The sequence below is a fragment of the Pseudomonas sp. MD195_PC81_125 genome (assembly GCF_014060985.1).
Taxonomy (GTDB): domain Bacteria; phylum Pseudomonadota; class Gammaproteobacteria; order Pseudomonadales; family Pseudomonadaceae; genus Aquipseudomonas; species Aquipseudomonas parakoreensis.
The window spans coordinates 1-19,371 of the sequence record NZ_JABULD010000436.1 but is presented as its reverse complement, the minus strand read 5'-3'; the positions used below and the strand labels follow the sequence as shown (position 1 = coordinate 19,371).

Sequence of the window (19,371 nt, the reverse complement as noted above, 5' to 3'; positions counted from 1 at the left end):
AGCAGGCTCGCTCCCACAATTCAGATTTGTATGCAGTTTAGAGGGAATGTTGCATTCCTTCGGACAAATAAAAAACGGGAAGCCTCAAGGCTTCCCGTTTTTCATGACAAAGCGCAATCAGATGACCTGCACGATCGCATCCGTTACCGCTTTGATGTTGCTCTGGTTCAGTGCCGCGACGCAGATGCGGCCGGTGTCCAGGGCGTAGATGCCGAACTCGTTACGCAGGCGATGCACCTGTTCGGTGGTCAGGCCGGAGTAAGAGAACATGCCGCGCTGACGGCCGACGAAGCTGAAGTCACGCTGCGGGGCTTTCTCGGCCAGCAGGGCGACCATCTGCTCGCGCATGCCGCGAATGCGCAGACGCATTTCTGCCAGTTCGGCTTCCCACTGGGCGCGCAGTTCCGGGCTGTTCAACACGGCGGCGACAACGCTGGCACCGTGAGTCGGCGGGTTGGAGTAGTTGGTGCGGATCACACGCTTGACCTGCGACAGCACGCGCGCGCTTTCTTCTTTCGATTCGCTGACGATCGACAGGGCGCCCACGCGCTCGCCGTACAGCGAGAACGACTTGGAGAACGAGCTCGAAACGAAGAAAGTCAGGCCCGATTCAGCGAACAGACGCACAGCCGCGGCGTCTTCGTCGATACCGTCGCCGAAACCCTGGTAAGCCATGTCGAGGAACGGCACGTGACCTTTGGCCTTGACCACGTCCAGCACATTCTTCCAGTCGGCCGGGGTCAGGTCGACGCCGGTCGGGTTGTGGCAGCAGGCGTGCAGCACAACGATCGAGCCGTTCGGCAGGGCGTTGAGGTCGTCGAGCATGCCGGTACGGTTCACGTCGTGGGTGGCGGCGTCGTAGTAACGGTAGTTCTGCACCGGGAAGCCAGCAGTTTCGAACAGCGCACGGTGGTTTTCCCAGCTCGGGTCGCTGATCGCCACGACGGCGTTCGGCAGCAGTTGCTTGAGGAAGTCGGCACCGATTTTCAGCGCGCCGGTACCGCCGACAGCCTGAGTGGTGACGATGCGACCGGCAGCGATCAGCGGCGAGTCGTTGCCGAACAGCAGCTTTTGCACGGCCTGGTCGTAGGCGGCAATGCCGTCGATCGGCAGGTAGCCACGGGAGGCGTGCTGAGCAGCGCGAATGGTTTCGGCTTCGATCACCGCGCGCAGCAGGGGAATTCGCCCCTCTTCGTTGCAGTAAACACCTACACCCAGGTTGACCTTGGTGGTCCGGGTATCGGCGTTGAATGCTTCGTTGAGGCCCAGGATTGGATCGCGGGGTGCCATTTCGACAGCGGAGAACAGGCTCATTATTACGGCGGCTCTGAATGGAGAGTGGAGGGACGTGTCGCGCTCCAGCCGAATGCACTAGAGCGGTGCACAAACGGGGAGCTAGTATAGAGGCCATTACTGAGCAATGGCGACAGGCGATTCAGCTTTTCCGGCAAGTTTTTCCGATTATTTCTTGACCGTTAGTCGATTGACTCTGTCAGAGACTTTACCGGATGTAGGACGTTTGCCTTGAAAGGCGAGGCAATCGACTCCACATTGAGCACAATCTTCGTTTTTCCTTGGGCGACAACGGTCGTTTGCGGTCATTCCCGCGGCTCGGCTGTTTTCTGCGCGAGCCGCGATCCCAGAGGTGTGTATGTCCGAATTCCAGCTAGTCACCCGCTTCGAGCCCGCCGGCGATCAGCCGGAAGCGATTCGCCAATTGGTCGAGGGCATCGAAGCCGGGCTGGCGCACCAGACGCTGCTCGGTGTGACCGGCTCGGGCAAGACCTTCAGCATCGCCAATGTCATCTCGCAGGTACAGCGCCCGACGCTGGTGCTGGCGCCGAACAAGACCCTCGCCGCGCAACTGTATGGCGAGTTCAAGGCGTTCTTCCCGAACAACGCCGTCGAATACTTCGTTTCCTACTACGACTACTACCAGCCCGAAGCCTATGTGCCGTCGTCCGACACCTTCATCGAGAAGGACGCGTCGATCAACGACCACATCGAGCAGATGCGTCTGTCCGCGACCAAGGCGTTGCTCGAGCGCAAGGACGCGATCATCGTCACCACCGTCTCGTGCATCTACGGTCTCGGTAGTCCGGAAACCTATTTGAAGATGGTGCTGCACGTCGATCGCGGCGACAAACTCGATCAGCGCGCTTTGCTGCGGCGTCTGGCCGACCTGCAATACACCCGCAACGACATGGATTTTGCCCGGGCGACATTCCGCGTGCGCGGCGACGTGATCGACATTTACCCGGCCGAATCCGATCTGGAAGCGATCCGCATCGAGCTGTTCGATGACGAGGTCGAGAGCATTTCCGCGTTCGACCCGCTGACCGGCGAAGTCATCCGCAAGATGCCGCGCTTCACCTTCTATCCGAAGAGTCACTACGTGACGCCGCGCGAGACCCTGCTCGACGCCATCGAGGGGATCAAGGTCGAGTTGCAGGAACGTCTCGAATACCTGCGCAGCAGCAACAAACTCGTTGAGGCCCAGCGCCTGGAGCAGCGCACCCGATTCGACCTGGAAATGATCCTCGAACTGGGTTACTGCAACGGTATCGAAAACTACTCGCGCTACCTGTCCGGGCGTCCTGCTGGTGCCGCGCCGCCAACGCTTTATGACTATTTACCGGCCGACGCCTTGCTGGTGATCGACGAATCCCACGTCAGCGTGCCGCAAGTCGGCGCGATGTATAAGGGCGACCGTTCGCGTAAAGAAACCCTGGTGGAATATGGCTTCCGCTTGCCGTCGGCACTGGACAACCGGCCGATGCGTTTTGACGAGTGGGAAGGGGTCAGCCCGCAGACGATTTTTGTCTCGGCGACGCCGGGCAACTACGAGGCCGAGCATGCCGGGCGCGTGGTCGAGCAAGTGGTGCGTCCGACCGGCCTGGTTGACCCGCAGGTTGAAGTGCGCCCGGCGCTGACCCAGGTTGACGACTTGCTCTCGGAAATCACCAAGCGCGTGGCGGTCGAGGAGCGAGTGCTGGTCACCACGCTGACCAAGCGCATGGCCGAAGACCTCACCGATTACCTCGCCGACCACGGCGTGCGCGTGCGCTATCTGCACTCGGATATCGACACCGTCGAGCGGGTCGAGATCATCCGCGATCTGCGCTTGGGCACCTTCGATGTGCTGGTGGGGATCAACCTGCTGCGTGAAGGTCTGGACATGCCGGAAGTGTCGCTGGTAGCGATTCTGGACGCCGACAAGGAAGGCTTCCTGCGTTCCGAACGCTCACTGATCCAGACCATCGGTCGGGCTGCGCGCAACCTCAATGGCCGGGCGATTCTCTACGCCGACCGCATCACCGGTTCGATGGAGCGGGCGATTGGCGAGACCGAGCGTCGTCGCGACAAGCAGATTGCCTTCAACCTCGCCAACGGCATCACGCCCAAAGGGGTGTTCAAGGACGTCGCCGACATCATGGAAGGCGCCACCGTGCCCGGCTCGCGCAGCAAGAAGCGCAAGGGCATGGCCAAGGCTGCCGAAGAAAGCGCCAAGTACGAAGCCGAACTGCGCTCGCCGAGCGAAATCACCAAGCGTATTCGCGCGCTGGAAGAGAAGATGTACCAGCTGGCGCGGGATCTGGAATTTGAGGCAGCGGCGCAGATGCGCGATGAGATTGCCAAGTTGCGCGAGCGGCTTTTGGCGGTTTGAAGCCTGATGCTAAACCTGTAGGAGCTGCCGGAGGTGCGATCTTTTGATCTTGTTTTTTTAACAGCAAGATCAAAAGATCGCAGCCTGCGGCAGCTCCTACACAAGGGCGGTGTCGGACAAATCGGGTTACAGATTGCCATCACCCAGCCGATACAGTCCCCATAAGTCCAATTAGTGGTCCGAGGGGAGTCGTCGCATGTACCGTTGGTTAGCCGAGAATCTTGGAAACGTCAGCGTCAAACGCAAGCTGGGTATCGGTTTCGGCCTGGTGCTGTTGCTCACCCTGTTGATCACCTTTACCGGCTGGACCGGCATGAGCGGCATCATCAGCCGTGGCGACAAGCTCGGCTTCATCTCCAGCCTCAATGAACTGACCAAGGACCTGCGCCTGGCCCGTCTGGACTATGAAGCTCGTCGCGGCGAACAAGGCCCGGGCGCGGTCAACGAACTGCTGACCAAGCTCGACAGCGGCCTGCAAACCGCCCGAGGCCTGATCGAACAACCAGCCGATGCCGCCAGAGTCGACCAGCAACTGGCCGCCGTCGCCGAATACAAACGCGCCTTCGCCGAGATGGTGCAGGCCGGGGCCAACCGGGAAGACGCCCGCAGCAAACTCGGCGCCACCGCCGACAACGCCGTGGCCAAGGTCGCCGAGGTGGAGAAATCCATGCTCCAGGGCGACAGCATTGCGCAGTTCAACGCGGTGATCGATCTGAGCAAACTGATCCAGCAAGCGCGCTTCCAGGTGCGTGGCTATACCTACAGCGGCAAGACCGAGGCCGAACAACCTGCGCTCGACGCCATCGACAACGCCCTGAAAAACCTCGAAACCCTGCCGGCCAAGCTACCCGAGCAGCATATCGCCAACCTGCAACAGGCCACTGATTCGCTCAAGGCTTATCGCGCGGCGGTCAGCCAGTTCCGCGACTCGCAGGTCGCCAGTGCCAAGGCTCTGGCGCGCATGTCAGCTCAGGGCGACATCCTGCTCGACGTCAGCAAGCAGCTCACGCAATCGCAAACCGTGGTGCGCGACACCGATGCCGCGCACGCCAAGAACATGCTGATCATCGCCACCTTGCTCGCCTTAGCCTTCGGCTTGCTGGCCGCATGGGCGATTACCCGGCAGATCATCATTCCGCTGAACCAGACCCTGAAAGTCGCCGAACAGGTGGCCGCCGGCGACCTGACGCATAATCTGGTGTCGCAGCGCCGCGACGAACTCGGCCAGTTGCAGCGCTCGATGCAGAGCATGACCCAAGGTCTGCGCGAGCTGATCGGCGGCATCAGCGACGGCGTCACGCAGATCGCCAGTGCCGCCGAAGAGTTGTCTGCCGTCACCGAGCAGACCAGCGCCGGGGTCAACAATCAGAAAGTCGAAACCGACCAGGTCGCCACCGCCATGAACGAAATGGCTGCCACGGTGCAGGAAGTCGCGCGCAACGCCGAGGAAGCTTCGGAAGCGGCCGTCGCTGCTGACCAGCAGGCCCGCGAAGGCGACAAAGTGGTGGGTGAAGCCATCGCGCAGATCGAGCGCCTCGCGACCGAGGTTGGCCACTCCACCGAGGCTATGGGCGAACTCAAGCGCGAGAGCGACAAGATCGGCAGCGTGCTCGACGTGATCAAGTCGGTGGCCCAGCAAACCAACCTGCTGGCGCTCAACGCCGCCATCGAGGCGGCGCGTGCCGGTGAAGCCGGGCGTGGCTTTGCGGTGGTCGCCGATGAAGTGCGCAGCCTCGCCCAGCGCACGCAGAAGTCCACGGAAGAGATCGAAGAGCTGATCGTCGGCCTGCAGACCGGCACCCAGCAAGTGGCGACGATCATGGACAACAGCCGCAGCCTGACCGACAGCAGCGTCGAACTGACCCGCCGCGCCGGTGGCTCGCTGGAAAGCATCACCCGTACCGTGTCGGCGATTCAGGCGATGAACCAGCAGATCGCCGCGGCGGCAGAGCAGCAGAGCGCCGTGGCTGAAGAGATCAACCGCAGTGTGCTGAATGTGCGGGATGTATCGGATCAGACGTCGGCGGCGAGTGAAGAGACGGCGGCGTCGAGTGTTGAGTTGGCGCGGCTGGGGGACGCATCTGCAGATGCTGGTGGGGCGGTTCAAGGTTTGAGGTGATCCATCGACCTCGGTTCACTGTGGACCGAGGTGATGCTATCGCTGGCAAGCCAGCTCCCACAGGTTTGCAGTCGTTCACAAAGTTCGTGTTCAACCCATTTACTGTGGGAGCTGGCTTGCCAGCGATGGCGTCCGGAAGAACGCCGCCGTTACAAGACCTGACGCAGGAAAGCCTGCGCCCGCGGATCCTTCGGCGCATCGAAGAATTCCGCCGGGGAAGCATCTTCCAGCAATTTACCGTGATCGAAGAACAGCACCCGATCCGCCACTTCCCGGGCGAAGCCCATTTCGTGGGTCACGCAGACCATGGTCATGCCTTCCACGGCCAGGTTCTTCATCACATCCAGCACTTCACCGACCATTTCCGGGTCGAGGGCCGATGTCGGCTCGTCGAACAGCATCACTTTCGGGTCCATCGCCAGCGCCCGGGCAATCGCTACGCGCTGCTGCTGACCGCCGGACAGACGTGACGGGTATTCGCGGGCTTTTTGCGCGATACCGACCTTCTCCAGCAACGCCAAGGCCTTGGCTTCACTTTCCTTCTGCCCGCGCTTGCGCACGACCTTCTGCGCCAGGCAGAGGTTTTCCAGCACGGTCATGTGCGGGAACAGGTTGAAATGCTGGAAGACCATGCCGACTTCGCGGCGGTAGGCGTTGACGTCGGTTTTTAGGTCGGCCAGCTGCAGGCCGTCGATGCTCACCGAACCCGAGTCGAACGCTTCCAGGCCATTGAGGCAGCGCAGGAAGGTCGATTTGCCGGAGCCGGACGGGCCGATCACCACCAGCACTTCACCCTTGGCCACCGTGGTGGTGACGTTATCCACCGCCCGCACTACCTGACCACGGGTGTCGAAGACTTTTACCAGATCGCGGACTTCAATCACTTTGCGCGAGCCTCCGCTCAAGCCGGCTGGCGATTTTCGACAGCGGCAGGTTGATCAACAGGTACAGGCCGGCAACGCAGAACAGGATTTCGAACGGCGAGAACGAGGTGGTGATAACTTCACGGCCGCTTTTCAGCAGCTCAGTAATCGCGATCACCGACACCAGCGAGGTGTCCTTGACCAGACTGATGAACTGCCCGGCCAGCGGCGGCAGCACGCGTTTGAACGCTTGCGGCAGCACCACATGGCGCATCGACTGGCCAGCACTCAGACCCAGCGAGCGGGCCGCTTCGTTCTGTCCACGGGCAATCGACTGCACGCCGGAACGGATGATCTCGGCCACGTAGGCACCGGTGAACAGCGACAACGCGGCGATCCCGGCGAACTCCCGGGACAGGTTCATCACCGTGCCGATGAAGAAGTAGAAAATGAAGATCTGCACCAGCAGTGGGGTGCCGCGCACCAGTTCGACGTAGATGCTCGACAGGTCGCGCAGGGTCGGGTTGCTCGACAAGCGGCACAGCCCGGTGACCAGACCGATCAGCAGACCGAGTACCCCAGACACCACCGACAGCCACAGCGTGGTCCACAGCCCCCACAGCAGCGGCCCTGCCGCCCAATGCCGGGTCACGCCCACGACGTCGCCTTCGGCCACATCGTCGCCCTGAGCGAATTGCAGGCTGTTTTCGTCGACGGTCAGGTGCTGCTCGTCACCGGCGTCGTTGCGCAGGGTGACCTGCGCGCTGCCGCCCTTGCGCACCAGTTCGGTGACGGTGGAGATGTCGCTGGCGCGCTGGGACTCTTCGGCCTGATAGGCGAAGTACTGCGGCACGCGGTTCCAGCGCCATTCGTAGGACATCAGCGACGTGGCGTAATACAACGCGCCCGCCAGGCCGACCAGCACCAGCACGGTCAGGACGTGCCAGGGCCATTGGGCTTTTTTCTGTTTCATTGCAGGTTCCGGAATTTGTGTTGCCTGGGCGGCACTCTTCGCGAGCAAGCTCGCTCCCACAAGTTCAGTGGCGGACACAAAATTTGTGTTCACCTAAAAGACTGTGGGAGCGAGCTTGCTCGCGAATGGGGCGACTCGATCCAACTGATCAAGCGTTATTCCATGTCCTTGAGCCACTCGGTGCTCTTGAACCACTTGTCATGAATGCGATCGTAGGTGCCGTCTTCGTGGATCTGGTGCAGGAAGTTGTTGATGAAGTTGAGGCTGTCGTAATCACCCTTCTTCAGACCGAAGGCCAGCGGCTCGTAGGTGAACGGCTTGTCGAGGAACACCAGTTTGCCGGCGCCGACCTTGTTCACCGCGACCACGTTGTACGGCGCGTCGTAGATGAACGCGTCGGCCTTGCCGTTGACCACGTCGAGCACCGCTTCCTGCTCGTTGTCGTAGCCGTGGTACTTGGCTTTGGCGATCAGCTTCTTGGCGACCATCTCACCGGTGGTGCCGAGCTTGGAGGTGATGCGGTAGTCGGCGGTGTTCAGGTCTTTATAGGACTTGATGGTGCCTTCCAGCTCCTTGCGGATCAGCAAGGTCTGGCCGACCACGATGAACGGTTCGCTGAAGTTCAGGCGCAGGTTGCGCTCCTGGGTCAGGGTCATGCCGCTGCCGATCATGTCGAACTTGTCGGTCATCAGCGCCGGGATGATCCCGTCATAACCGGTGGAGACCAGTTCCAGCTTGACGCCCATGGCCTTGGTCATGGCTTTGAGGATGTCGACTTCGAAGCCGATGATCTCGCCGCGCTTGTTGGTCATTTCGAACGGCATGTAGGTCGGATCCATACCGACTTTCAACGTGCCGCGCTTGACCGCGTCATCGATTGCACCGGCGTGCGCCGCATTGACTGCAACCAGTGCCGTGACGCCGACCAGCAGCATCGACAGATACTTCTTCATCTTCAAGTCCCCAAAACCATTGCATGTGCGGCGCGAAAACCAGCCGTGATGGGCAAAAATGCCCGGGTGCGCCAATTCGGGGACGGATGCTAACGCACTCGTCCGTTTGCACAAGGTTTTTTGCGGGGATTTGTTGTTGCAGGGAGGGTTTTAAAAGCAAAAGATCGCAGCCTCCGGCAGATCCTACAGGTGTGCGCATAACCCTGCAGGAGCTGCCGAAGGCTGCGATCTTTTAAAAAAAAGCCCCGCATTGGCGGGGCATTTTCTTAGGCCGGCTGAGCCTGCATGCTCAGCGGTCGCAACGGCAGCAGCGGCGCGTGGGGATCGGCTTTCACCGAGGCCCGCCATGCGTCCAGCCACTCGGCGTGACCTTCGGCCCACACCTGCTCGTGCAGACGGGCCAGGGCCACCGGATCGCTCAGCAGTTGCAGGCGATCATGGTTGTTCAGCCCCGCCGGACCGACCTTGATCGCGTGACGCACACGCTCCTGACGCAGCCACTCGATCGGCTCGGCCTGACCGTGACGGGAGGTCGCCAGCGAACACGCCAGGGCGTTCTGCTGTGGATCGACCACCGCACGAATAAAGCCGTCGTTCAGCGCGTGCCAACGGTTTTCATGGGTGTACTGATCGGTGGCCAGCAGCGCCTGCGGCGGATTGTATTCCTCAGGGATGAGGAACAGGCTCTCGTCACGGGACTTGAGGCCCAGACCGACACGACTGGAAATCACCGACACCGGAATCGACAGCATCAGCGAACCGACGATCGGCACCAACCACCACAGGAAGCTCGGGTTCAGCCAGATCACCAGCAGCGCCCAGCAGAAACCCAGCAAGGTCTGCGGACCGTGGCGCTTGACCGCCTCGCTCCATGGCGTGGAGTCGTCGTCACGCTGCGGCGAGTTCCAGGTCGCGGCCCAGCCGAGGAACGCGGCCAGGACGAAACGGGTGTGGAAAATCATCCGCACCGGCGCCAGCAGCATGGAGAACAGCATCTCCAGCAGCATCGACAGGGTCACCTTGAACTTGCCGCCGAACTCTTTCGCGCCCTTGGCCCAGATCAGGATGATGCTCAGCAGTTTCGGCAGGAACAGCAGCACAATGGTCGTCGAGAACAGCGCAATCGCCTTGTCCGGGTGCCATTGCGGCCACAGCGGATAAAGCTGACGCGGTTCAAGGAAGTACTGCGGCTCCATCAGCGTGTTCACCGCCAGCAGCGCGGTCGACAGCACCAGGAAGAAGAACCATAACGGTGCCGACAGGTACGACATCACGCCAGTGAGGAACACCGCACGGTGCACCGGGTGCATGCCCTTGACCAGGAACAGGCGGAAGTTCATCAGGTTGCCGTGGCACCAGCGACGGTCACGCTTGAGTTCGTCGAGCAGGTTCGGCGGCAGTTCTTCGTAGCTGCCCGGCAGATCGTAGGCAATCCACACGCCCCAACCGGCACGACGCATCAGCGCGGCTTCAACGAAGTCGTGAGACAGGATCGCCCCGGAGAACGCACCTTTGCCCGGCAACGGCGCCAGGGCGCAGTGGTCGATGAACGGCTTCATGCGGATGATCGCGTTGTGACCCCAATAGTGGGATTCACCCAACTGCCAGAAGTGCAGACCGGCGGTAAACAGCGGACCGTACACGCGGGTGGCGAACTGCTGCATGCGCGCATACAGCGTGTCCATGCCCGACGCACGTGGCGCGGTCTGGATGATCCCGGCGTCCGGCGTGGCTTCCATGAGGCGCACCAGACTGGTCAGGCACTCGCCGCTCATCACCGAGTCGGCGTCGAGCACGACCATGTACTTGTAGTCACCGCCCCAACGACGGCAGAAGTCGTCGAGGTTGCCGCTCTTGCGTTTCACACGACGGCGTCGGCGGCGATAGAAGATCTTGCCGAAGCCCTTGGCTTCGCGGCAGACGTCCAGCCAGGCCTGTTGCTCGGCGACGCAGATATCGGTGTCGTTACTGTCGCTGAGGACGAAGAAGTCGAAGCGATCCAGATCACCGGTGGCCGCGACCGACTCGAAGGTGGCGCGCAGACCGGCGAATACCCGGGGCACGTCTTCGTTGCAGATCGGCATCACCAGCGCAGTACGGGCGTCCTTCGGAATCGGCTCGTTGCCAGCGCTTTTGCCGGAGATACGGTATTTGTCGTGACCGGTGAGCAACTCAAGGAAGCCCATCAGCGCCGTCCAGAAGCCGGCCGACACCCAGCAGAACAGAATCCCGAACAGAATCAGGATGCTGGTTTGCAGCGCATACGGCAGCACTTGCGTGGCGGTTTGCAGCAGCGGCTGGTGCAGGACCTCTTCAAGATCGACGAACGACCAGCCCTGGTACGGCATGATGCCTTTCATGTACCAGCCGGCGACGATGGTCTGGCCGAGCATCAGCAGCAACAGAATATAGCGACGGATCGAACCGACGGTGCGCCAGCGCGCGGCCGGCAACACATTCGCATCTTTTGGCGGCTGCGGCGGGTTGGTGCGACCGGTCAGACGGCGCCAGCCACGCACCAGAATATTGGTGCGCCAGGGTTCCGGCACGACTTTGGTCCGGTGGATGGGCGGCGTCGCCTTCATGGCGACCCGGCCGCTGGCGTCGAGCACCAGCATCTCCGCCTCTTCCAGTTCCTCTGCGGTGCTCAGGGTCAGGCGCTTGCCCACCGAAGCCTGGGCGGCTTCGGCAGGGGCGTCGAACGTTGGCGACGACAGGCGCTGGTGCAGTTCGCTGAAAGACTGGCAGCCCGCGAGTTCCGCGCGCTGCTCGTCGGTCATCGGCAGATGCGCCAGATACTCCGACAGAGTTTCTGGCTGTACTTGAGAGTTACTCATCGGCAGGCAACTGATAGCTCCAGGTCTCGGTCAGGACTTCTTCAGTCGGTGCCGATTCCGGTGTGGCTGGGGCCGCGTTCGCAGCCGCTGGCTGCTTGGCGTCTTTGTTGGCCTTGTCCTTGGCATCTGCGGCGGGCTTGGCGTCGGCCTGTTTGGCTTCAGCGGCCTTGGCTTCCTTGTCTTCCTTCTCTTGTTGCTTGGCGGCGATCTTGTCAGCCTTGGCCACCGACGAATTCGACGCCGGTACCGAAGATTTGGCCAGATCAGCGGTGACCACTGGCTGGACCAGGGCAGCACGCATCTCGGTGGACTTGCTCGCGTCCTTGATCTTCATCCGCAGGGTCAGGCGCCAGCCCTTGGTTTCCGGGTTGTAGCGCACGCTGTTCTCGACCAGTTCGGCGTTATCGCCAACGCTGACCTGACTGCGCACGTCGGCATCCGGCGCCAGGGCTGCCAGCGATGGACCTTCGAAGTCGACCAGGTAAGCAACGCTTCCATCCGGCTGACGAATCAGGTTCGACTGCTTGACGTCACCGGTCGAACGCAGGGTCTGCTTGACCCAGGCACTGTCCGGGGCGTGAATCGCCGCTTCGTCCATGGTCCAGTGCAGGCGGTAGGCGAAGTCCAGCGGCTTGCCCGGCTCCGGCATGGTTTCCGGGCTCCAGAACGCAACGATGTTGTCGTTGGTTTCGTCGGCGGTCGGAATCTCTACCAGATCAACGGTGCCCTTGCCCCACTCGCCCTTCGGCTCGATCCAGGCACTTGGACGCTTGTCGTAGCGGTCGTCGAGGTCTTCGTAGTGGCTGAAGTCGCGGCCACGCTGCAGCAGACCGAAACCACGCGGGTTCTCGACGCTGAAGTTGCTCACGGCCAGGTGTTTCGGATTGTTCAGCGGACGCCAGATCCACTCGCCGTTGCCGGCATGGATCGACAGACCGCTGGAGTCGTGCAGTTCACGACGGTAGTTGAGGACTTTCGACGGCTGGTTGGCGCCGAACAGGAACATGCTGGTCAACGGCGCGATGCCCAGTTTGCCGACCTTGTCACGCAGGAACATCTGCGCCTTGACGTCGACAATGGTGTCGCTGCCCGGACGCAGGATCAGACGGTAGGCGCCGGTGGCGCGCGGCGAATCGAGCAGGGCGAAGATCACCAGGTGCTTGTCGCCCGGCTTCGGCTGCTGAATCCAGAATTCGCGGAAACGCGGAAACTCTTCGCCCGACGGCAGCGCGGTGTCGATCGCCAGACCACGGGCCGACAGACCGTAGGTGTGACCCTTGCCGACGACGCGGAAGTAACTCGCGCCAAGCATGGTCATGATTTCGTCTTGCTTGTCGGCCTTGTTGATCGGGTACAGCACACGGAAACCGGCGTAGCCCAGCTGCTCGGTGGCCTTCGGATCGAACTTGAGGTCGCCGAAATCGAAGCGGGTCGGATCGTATTTGATCTCTTCGACGGTGTTCGCCGTGATTTCGTTGATTTTCACTGGCGTATCGAAGTGCATGCCCTGGTGATAGAAGGACAGCTTGAACGGGGTCTTCTGATCGGCCCACTCAGCCTTTTCGGTGAGGAAGCGGATTTTCTGATAATCCGCGAATTTCATGTCGCGGAATTCGTTCGGCAGGTTGCTGCGCGGGGCTTCGAACTTCTGCCCGGCGAGCTCTTTAGCCTTGGCTGATACATCGTCAAGATTGAACGCCCAAAGCTGGCCGGCGCTGAGCAGGCACAGGAGCGCCGAACCCGCTACCAGGGCACTTCGCATGCGTTTGGCAGACATTTTTGCTGCATTACAGGGACTAACAATCACGAGCAACCCTCGCCGAAAACAGATCAAAAAACCAACGGCCAGCAAGCCGTCTGTGTGGCCATTTTCGTCAGCTTATTTCGGTTCCAGAGAGCCAGATACTGCGTTGCCGCTCCTCGCCATAGCGGGCTATGACTCGTCGCGGCGCCTTGTCTCTGGCTCCCTGGCCCTCGAAATAATGCTGACAAAAATGGCCGTACAGACCGCTCATGCCAGGTTGGCGAGCATTGTTCCGACTCCGCTGGGGCAAAATGATTCCCCAATCGGATCCAGACAAGTCTCTACCTAAGTCAAAAATGGACCAGCGAACGCTGATCCCCATAGCGCGCGATTATCTAGTAGCCCGCGTGACAACGCATCAGGGGTAACAAAGTATTTATCGCGAAAAACGCCTGTTTTCAGTCGAAAAGCCCTTGAAAAGATGTTTCAAGCGCTTTCATGTCTGTAACAGGAAGGTGACCGGGCCATCGTTGACCAGGTGCACCTGCATATCCGCGCCGAATCTACCTGATGCCACAGTGCCATGCATCTGTTTCGCTTTGCTGAATAGATAGTCGAACAATTCCTCGCCCAATGCCGGAGGGGCCGCGGTCGAGAAACTCGGACGCAACCCGCTCTTGGTGTCGGCAGCCAGGGTGAACTGAGAGACCAGCAGCAACCCGCCGCCCACATCCGCCAGGGACAGATTCATCTTGCCCTCGGCGTCACTGAATACCCGATAGTTAAGCAGCTTATGCAGAAGTTTGTCGGCACTGGCACGGGTGTCGTCGGGTTCGACCGCCACCAGCACCAGCAAACCCTGATCCACCGCGCCGACTATTTCTCCCGCGACTTCGACCCGCGCACCGCGCACGCGCTGTAGCAGCCCCTTCATGCTTCTTCGGGCGGCAGATCGAGCAGGCGGCGGGCCATGTTGCTCGCGGCACGCACCAGCGCGTCGGTAATGCCTGGCTCGGAGGCGGCGTGGCCAGCATCGCGAATCACCTGCAGCTCGCTGTTCGGCCAGGCCTGATGCAATTCCCAGGCGTTGTCCAGCGGGCAGATCACGTCGTAGCGACCGTGAATGATCACCCCCGGCAGATGAGCGATCTTGCCCATGTCGCGGATCAACTGGTTCGGTTCGAGGAACGCATTGTTGGTGAAGTAGTGGCATTCGATCCGCGCAATCGACAGGGCGCGCTGCGGTTCGGAGAACCGGTCGACCACCAGCGGGTTCGGCCGCAGGGTCGCGGTGCGCCCTTCCCACGTCGACCAGGCCTTGGCCGCGTGCATCTGGGCGATCTGATCGTTACCGACCAGGCGCTTGTGGAAAGCGCCGAGCAGATCGTCGCGCTCGTCCAGCGGGATCGGTGCGATGTAGTCCTGCCAGTAATCAGGAAACAGACGGCTGGCACCGGCCTGATAGAACCATTCAATTTCCTGTGGACGGCAGAGAAAGATCCCACGCAGGATCAGACCGTGTACGCGCTCGGGGTGGGTTTGCGCGTAGGCCAGCGCCAGGGTCGAGCCCCACGAACCGCCAAACAGCACCCATTTGTCGATGCCCAAGTGCTTGCGGATACGCTCGAGGTCGGCGACCAGATCCCAGGTGGTGTTGTTTTCCAGGCTGGCGTGGGGGGTGGAGCGTCCGCAGCCGCGCTGGTCGAAGGTGACAATGCGATACAGGTTCGGGTCGAAATAGCGACGGCTCTGCGCGTCGCAACCGGCGCCGGGACCACCGTGGATGAACACCACCGGCAAGCCTTCCGGCGAACCGCTTTCGTCGACGTACAGCGTGTGGGTGTCATCGACAGCCAGATCGTGCCGGGCATGGGGTTTGATCTGCGGAAACAATGTCTGCATTGCGTGCTCCGTAAGGGGTCGAGGTCATCCCTGGGGGGACTTCTATTATTCTGCCGTCCGGCATCATAAACCCGATTTACATCAATGAGCATGCCCGCACGCAGTCACAATTTGTCAGCCATGAACCTCAACAGGTTTTCGTAGAGCCGGTCGACCTCGGCGACCTGACCTCGCGCACGCAAACAACCGTGCACCAGCCCTTCGCCGTAATAAAGCGAAGCGTCGGTGCCGGCGCTGGCCAGTCGTTCAGCGTAGCCCACGCCGTCGTCGCGCAGCGGATCGAATTGCGCCACGGCGATCCAGGCTGGCGGCAATCCACTGAAATCGTCAGCGAGCAGCGGCATGGCATAAGCATCCGGCCGAGGGCTGCCGCGCAGGTATAACGCGTGATAGCTGTGCACATCATGGCTGCCGAGCAACGGTGCATCGGCGCATTCGCTGCGTGACGGCAACCGGTCGTCACCGCCAAGGCCGGGATAGATCAGCACTTGAGCCGCCGGCATCGCCTCGTCGGCATCGCGCAACGCCAGGCACAACGCGGCGGCGAGATTGCCACCGGCGCTGTCGCCGGCTACCAGCAGTTTCTGCGGGTCAAACCAGAACGGCCCGCTGCGCAACGCGCGCCAGACACTCAGGCAATCCTCGAACCCCGCCGGGTATGGCTGTTCTGGCGCCAGCCGATAATCCACCGCCACCACCATCGCACCCAGCGCCATGGCCAGTTCGAAACAGATGAAGTCGTGCGAGTCGAGCCCTCCGACGACCCAACCACCACCATGTAAGTACAACACGCAAGGCCAGCCGCTGACCGGTGGCTTGAGCGGCGGCCGATAGGAGCGCACCGGTACGCCGCTCAACTGGAAGTCGACGACCTCCAGCCCTGCGGGCCGTTCAGGGGTGAAGGCCCGACACATGGCGTCATAGGCCTGGCGCAGTCCTGCGAGACTGCTGTCATCACTGACGAAACTTTCGGTTCGGGTGACGAAGGCCGCCATGGCCGGCTTCAGCGGATAATGGCTCATCAGTTTTTCAGACTGGCCTGAACGGCCCCCACGCCATCCTTGCCATCGAAGCTGCTGACCCCGGCCAGCCAGCGCTGCAGATCCTCGGGGTGTTCACGCAGCCAGTTCTTTGCCACGTCCTGCGGCGTCTTGCGTGCCATGATCGGTACCATCAGTTGGCTTTCCTGGGCGGCAGTGAACGTCAGGTTTTGCAGCAGGCGATGGACGTTCGGGCAGCGTTCGGCGTAATCCGGCGCGGTCACGGTGGACACGGTGGCGGCGCCTTCGTTGGGGCCGTAGACATCTTCGCTGCCGGTCAGGTAGGTGATCTTCATGTTGATGTTCATCGGGTGCGGGGTCCAGCCGACGAACACCACAAACTCCTTGCGATTCACCGCGCGTTGTACAGCGGCGAGCATGCCTGCCTCACCGGACTCGACGATCTTGAAATCCTTCAGACCGAAGTGGTTGGTCTCGATCATGGTCTTGATGGTGGTGTTGGCCCCACTGCCCGGCTCGATGCCGTAGATCTTGCCGCCCAACTGATCCTTGAACTTCGCGATGTCGGCGAAGGTTTTCAACCCGGCCGCCGCCACGTAATCCGGCACCGCCAGCGTCGCCTGAGCATCTGCCAGACTCGGCTTGTCCAGGACTTTGACCTGGTTGGCAGCGAGGAAGGGCGCAATGTTGTTGTCCATCGCCGGTTTCCAGTAGCCGAGGAAGATGTCCAGACGCTTGTCGCGAATGCCGGCAAAGATGATCTGCTGCACTGCGCTGGTCTGCTTGCTGTCGTAGCCGAGACCATTGAGCAACACATCGGCCATGCCGCTGGTGGCGATCACGTCGGTCCAGTTGACCACGCCCATGCGCACGGTTTTGCAGGAGGCGTCGTCATTGGCCATGACGCCAGCGCTGAACAGCGCGCTGCCGGTGAGGATTAACGCACAACGAGTGAAGAGCTTTTTCATTCGGGAGTTCTCGTGCGGCAGCAGATTATTGTCAGGTCGGTGTCTGGTGCACCGTGGCCGCAACATTACGCAGGCGACGAGAGGGAAAGATGAACGGTGGCGACTGTGTTTTGCACAGCGGCGACCCGGACGGAACACCGCCCTCTCGTGGGAGCGAGCTTGCTCGCGAATGCGGTGAATCAGTCATCTCATAATCGACTGACACGATGCTTTCGCAAGCAAGCTCGCTCTCACAGGGGGTTGTGGGTCTGTGTTCAGGCTTGGTAGTGGCTCTCGCCCCAGGCGAGCAAACCCTGCAGCAACGCCTTGAGCACCACCCGCGTCGGCTCCGCCAGATCGGCGCGGTAGCGGAACGGTTCGAACTCTTCCATGTAGGTGCTCTGGCACAGCTCCAGTTGCACGGCGTGGATGTGCTCGGCCGGGTCGCCGTAATGGCGGGTAATGTGGCCGCCCTTGAAGCGGCCGTTGAGCACGTGGCTGTAAGGGTCGTGACGGGCGCAGATGGCTTCCAGTTGCGTCGCCAGTTGTGGATCGCAACTGGCGCCGTTGAAGGTGCCGAGGTTGAAATCCGGCAGTTTGCCGTCGAACAGGTGCGGGATGACCGAGCGGATCGAGTGCGCGTCGAACAGCAGCGCATAGCCGAACTCGGCCTTCAACCGCGCCAGCTCTTGCTGCAGGGTGCGGTGGTACGGCGTCCAGATCTGTTCCAGGTACGTCGTGCGTTCTTCTTTCGACGGCTCCTTGCCTTCCTTGAACAACGGAATGCCATCGAACAGCGTTGCCGGATACAGCCCGGTGGTGGCGCCGGCGTACAGCGGTTTGTCGTCGGACGGGCGGTTCAGGTCGATGACGAACCGAGAGTACTCGGCGGCCAACGTGCTGGCGCCCAACGCCTCGGCAAAATCGTAAAGCTGCGGAATGTGCCAGTCGGTGTCCGGCAGGCTTTTCGCGTCCGGGATCAATCCGGCCTCGACCGCCGGGGTCAGACGTACGCCAGCGTGAGGCATGCTGATCAGCAACGGCACGCGACCTTGTTTGAAGTTCAGAACCTTATCCACAACCGCTCTCCTACAGACTTGATTCAACGCCGTGACGCACGACGCGTTTGTCCAGATCGCCCCCGAGCCAATAGGCCAGGTCCGCCGGGCGGTCGATCTGCCAGGCGACAAAATCCGCGACCTTGCCGACTTCAAGCGAGCCATGGGTGTCGGCCATGCCCAGCGCTTGCGCCGCGTGGAGGGTCACGCCGGCCAGCGCTTCTTCCGGGGTCATGCGGAAACAGGTGCAGGCCATGTTCAGCATCAGGCGCAACGACAGCGCCGGCGAGGTGCCGGGGTTGAGGTCGCTGGCGATGGCGATTTTCACCTTGTGCTTGCGCAGGGCGTCCATCGGCGGCAACCGGGTTTCGCGAAGGAAATAGAACGCGCCCGGCAACAGCACCGCGACGGTGTCGGCTTTGGCCATGGCGATGGCGTCATCTTCATCCATGAACTCCAGATGATCGGCGGACAACGCCTTGTAGCGCGCGGCCAGGCTGGAGCCATGCAGCGACGACAATTGTTCGGCATGCAGCTTTACCGGCAGACCGAGTTTCTGTGCGGTGATGAACACCCGCTCGACCTGCTCCGGCGAGAACGCCAGGTACTCGCAGAACGCATCTACGGCATCGACCAGACCTTCGGCGGCCAAAGCGGGAAGCATCTCGGCGCAGATGTGCTCGATGTAGTCGTCAGCGCGATCCTTGTACTCCGGCGGCAAAGCGTGGGCGGCCAGACAGGTGCTGCGCACGCTGATCGGCAGTTGCGCGGCGAGCCGGCGAATGACCCGCAGGATCTTGCGTTCACTGGCCAGATCCAGACCGTAGCCGGACTTCATCTCGACCGTGGTCACGCCGTCGCGCATCAGGCTTTTTCAAACGCTTGGCGGCGCTGGCGAACAGCTCGTCTTCGCTCGCTTCACGGGTGGCGCGCACAGTGCTGGCGATACCGCCGCCCTGCGCCGCGATCTCGGCGTAGCTGACGCCTTGCAGGCGTTTCTCGAATTCGCCGCTGCGGTTGCCACCGAACACCGTGTGTGTGTGGCAGTCGATCAGGCCGGGGGTGACCCACGCGCCTTGCAAGTCGTTGACCGCCGGGTATTCGCCAGAGGGCAATTGATTGCGCGGGCCGATCCACTCGATGTGCGCACCGGACGTCACGATGGCCGCATCCTCGATGATCGAGTAGACGCCTTGCGCCATGGTTGCGACGTGGCAGTGTTGCCAGAGGGTTTTCATCCCTTAGTCTCCACAGTATTCAAAATCGATTTCGCGAGCAGGCTCGCTCCCACAGTTGAAATGCATTCC

Annotated in this window: 13 protein-coding genes and 2 pseudogenes; 3 read left to right on the top strand and 12 right to left on the bottom strand. The window is 61.4% G+C overall.

Annotated features, from left to right (window positions below; translation table 11 throughout):
* Positions 1 to 117 precede the first annotated feature (117 nt).
* Positions 118 to 1,314, bottom strand: a complete 1,197-nt coding sequence (locus tag HT737_RS17705) for an amino acid aminotransferase (protein ID WP_047293190.1) — start codon at positions 1,312 to 1,314, stop codon at positions 118 to 120.
* A 337-nt stretch (positions 1,315 to 1,651) separates the two neighbouring features.
* Here HT737_RS17705 and uvrB point away from each other — a divergent pair, with 337 nt between their 5' ends.
* The 3 genes and pseudogenes from uvrB (at position 1,652) to HT737_RS32785 (ending at position 5,786) form a co-directional block, all read left to right on the top strand.
* Positions 1,652 to 3,667, top strand: a complete 2,016-nt coding sequence (gene uvrB, locus HT737_RS17700; protein ID WP_047293192.1) for an excinuclease ABC subunit UvrB — start codon at positions 1,652 to 1,654, stop codon at positions 3,665 to 3,667.
* A 196-nt stretch (positions 3,668 to 3,863) separates the two neighbouring features.
* A pseudogene (locus tag HT737_RS32790) lies at positions 3,864 to 4,877 on the top strand (methyl-accepting chemotaxis protein); the annotation flags it as partial.
* Positions 4,878 to 4,907: 30 nt separating this feature from the next.
* On the top strand, positions 4,908 to 5,786 hold the full coding sequence (locus HT737_RS32785; RefSeq protein ID WP_374011181.1) for a methyl-accepting chemotaxis protein: 879 nt from the start codon (positions 4,908 to 4,910) through the stop codon (positions 5,784 to 5,786).
* A gap of 149 nt (positions 5,787 to 5,935) precedes the next feature.
* On the opposite strand, the gene HT737_RS17690 is transcribed toward HT737_RS32785, so the two are convergent.
* The 11 genes and pseudogenes from HT737_RS17690 to hutI all read right to left on the bottom strand — a co-directional run bounded on the left by HT737_RS17690 (position 5,936) and on the right by hutI (position 19,302).
* Complete coding sequence (locus HT737_RS17690; protein WP_182403468.1) at positions 5,936 to 6,670, bottom strand: amino acid ABC transporter ATP-binding protein; 735 nt, start codon at positions 6,668 to 6,670, stop codon at positions 5,936 to 5,938.
* Complete coding sequence (locus HT737_RS17685) at positions 6,663 to 7,622, bottom strand: amino acid ABC transporter permease (protein WP_041071503.1); 960 nt, start codon at positions 7,620 to 7,622, stop codon at positions 6,663 to 6,665. Before HT737_RS17685 ends, HT737_RS17690 begins: the two co-directional genes overlap by 8 nt.
* Before the next feature lie 155 nt (positions 7,623 to 7,777).
* Positions 7,778 to 8,575 (bottom strand): transporter substrate-binding domain-containing protein, encoded by a 798-nt coding sequence (locus HT737_RS17680; RefSeq protein WP_095667758.1) that lies wholly within the window; start codon positions 8,573 to 8,575, stop codon positions 7,778 to 7,780.
* A gap of 266 nt (positions 8,576 to 8,841) precedes the next feature.
* Complete coding sequence (gene mdoH, locus HT737_RS17675; RefSeq protein WP_047290875.1) at positions 8,842 to 11,412, bottom strand: glucans biosynthesis glucosyltransferase MdoH; 2,571 nt, start codon at positions 11,410 to 11,412, stop codon at positions 8,842 to 8,844.
* Positions 11,405 to 13,189, bottom strand: a complete 1,785-nt coding sequence (locus HT737_RS17670; RefSeq protein WP_161794907.1) for a glucan biosynthesis protein G — start codon at positions 13,187 to 13,189, stop codon at positions 11,405 to 11,407. Before HT737_RS17670 ends, mdoH begins: the two co-directional genes overlap by 8 nt.
* 463 nt (positions 13,190 to 13,652) lie before the next feature.
* Positions 13,653 to 14,090: a D-aminoacyl-tRNA deacylase gene (dtd, locus tag HT737_RS17665; RefSeq protein WP_041071491.1), complete on the bottom strand. Its 438-nt coding sequence runs from the start codon at positions 14,088 to 14,090 to the stop codon at positions 13,653 to 13,655.
* Positions 14,087 to 15,058 (bottom strand): prolyl aminopeptidase, encoded by a 972-nt coding sequence (gene pip, locus HT737_RS17660; RefSeq protein WP_121183273.1) that lies wholly within the window; start codon positions 15,056 to 15,058, stop codon positions 14,087 to 14,089. The genes dtd and pip overlap by 4 nt, the downstream gene beginning before the upstream one ends.
* A 104-nt stretch (positions 15,059 to 15,162) precedes the next feature.
* Complete coding sequence (locus tag HT737_RS17655; RefSeq protein WP_182403466.1) at positions 15,163 to 16,080, bottom strand: alpha/beta hydrolase; 918 nt, start codon at positions 16,078 to 16,080, stop codon at positions 15,163 to 15,165.
* On the bottom strand, positions 16,080 to 17,027 hold the full coding sequence (locus tag HT737_RS17650; RefSeq protein ID WP_182403464.1) for a choline ABC transporter substrate-binding protein: 948 nt from the start codon (positions 17,025 to 17,027) through the stop codon (positions 16,080 to 16,082). The genes HT737_RS17655 and HT737_RS17650 overlap by 1 nt, the downstream gene beginning before the upstream one ends.
* A gap of 254 nt (positions 17,028 to 17,281) precedes the next feature.
* The gene (gene hutG / locus HT737_RS17645; protein ID WP_182403462.1) at positions 17,282 to 18,085 is read right to left on the bottom strand and encodes an N-formylglutamate deformylase; all 804 of its coding nucleotides are present in this window, start codon (positions 18,083 to 18,085) and stop codon (positions 17,282 to 17,284) included.
* 10 nt (positions 18,086 to 18,095) lie between these two features.
* A pseudogene (hutI, locus tag HT737_RS17640) lies at positions 18,096 to 19,302 on the bottom strand (imidazolonepropionase).
* Between the last annotated feature and the right edge of the window lie 69 nt (positions 19,303 to 19,371).

Bases quoted from the DNA above. Each gene is read 5' to 3' on its own strand.
- HT737_RS17705 (WP_047293190.1), bottom strand. From the start codon at position 1,314: ATGAGCCTGTTCTCCGCTGTCGAAATGGCACCCCGCGATCCAATCCTG.
- uvrB (WP_047293192.1), top strand. From the start codon at position 1,652: ATGTCCGAATTCCAGCTAGTCACCCGCTTCGAGCCCGCCGGCGATCAG.
- HT737_RS32785 (WP_374011181.1), top strand. From the start codon at position 4,908: ATGCAGAGCATGACCCAAGGTCTGCGCGAGCTGATCGGCGGCATCAGC.
- HT737_RS17685 (WP_041071503.1), bottom strand. From the start codon at position 7,622: ATGAAACAGAAAAAAGCCCAATGGCCCTGGCACGTCCTGACCGTGCTG.
- HT737_RS17680 (WP_095667758.1), bottom strand. From the start codon at position 8,575: ATGAAGAAGTATCTGTCGATGCTGCTGGTCGGCGTCACGGCACTGGTT.
- mdoH (WP_047290875.1), bottom strand. From the start codon at position 11,412: ATGAGTAACTCTCAAGTACAGCCAGAAACTCTGTCGGAGTATCTGGCG.
- HT737_RS17670 (WP_161794907.1), bottom strand. From the start codon at position 13,189: ATGTCTGCCAAACGCATGCGAAGTGCCCTGGTAGCGGGTTCGGCGCTC.
- dtd (WP_041071491.1), bottom strand. From the start codon at position 14,090: ATGAAGGGGCTGCTACAGCGCGTGCGCGGTGCGCGGGTCGAAGTCGCG.
- pip (WP_121183273.1), bottom strand. From the start codon at position 15,058: ATGCAGACATTGTTTCCGCAGATCAAACCCCATGCCCGGCACGATCTG.
- HT737_RS17655 (WP_182403466.1), bottom strand. From the start codon at position 16,080: ATGAGCCATTATCCGCTGAAGCCGGCCATGGCGGCCTTCGTCACCCGA.
- HT737_RS17650 (WP_182403464.1), bottom strand. From the start codon at position 17,027: ATGAAAAAGCTCTTCACTCGTTGTGCGTTAATCCTCACCGGCAGCGCG.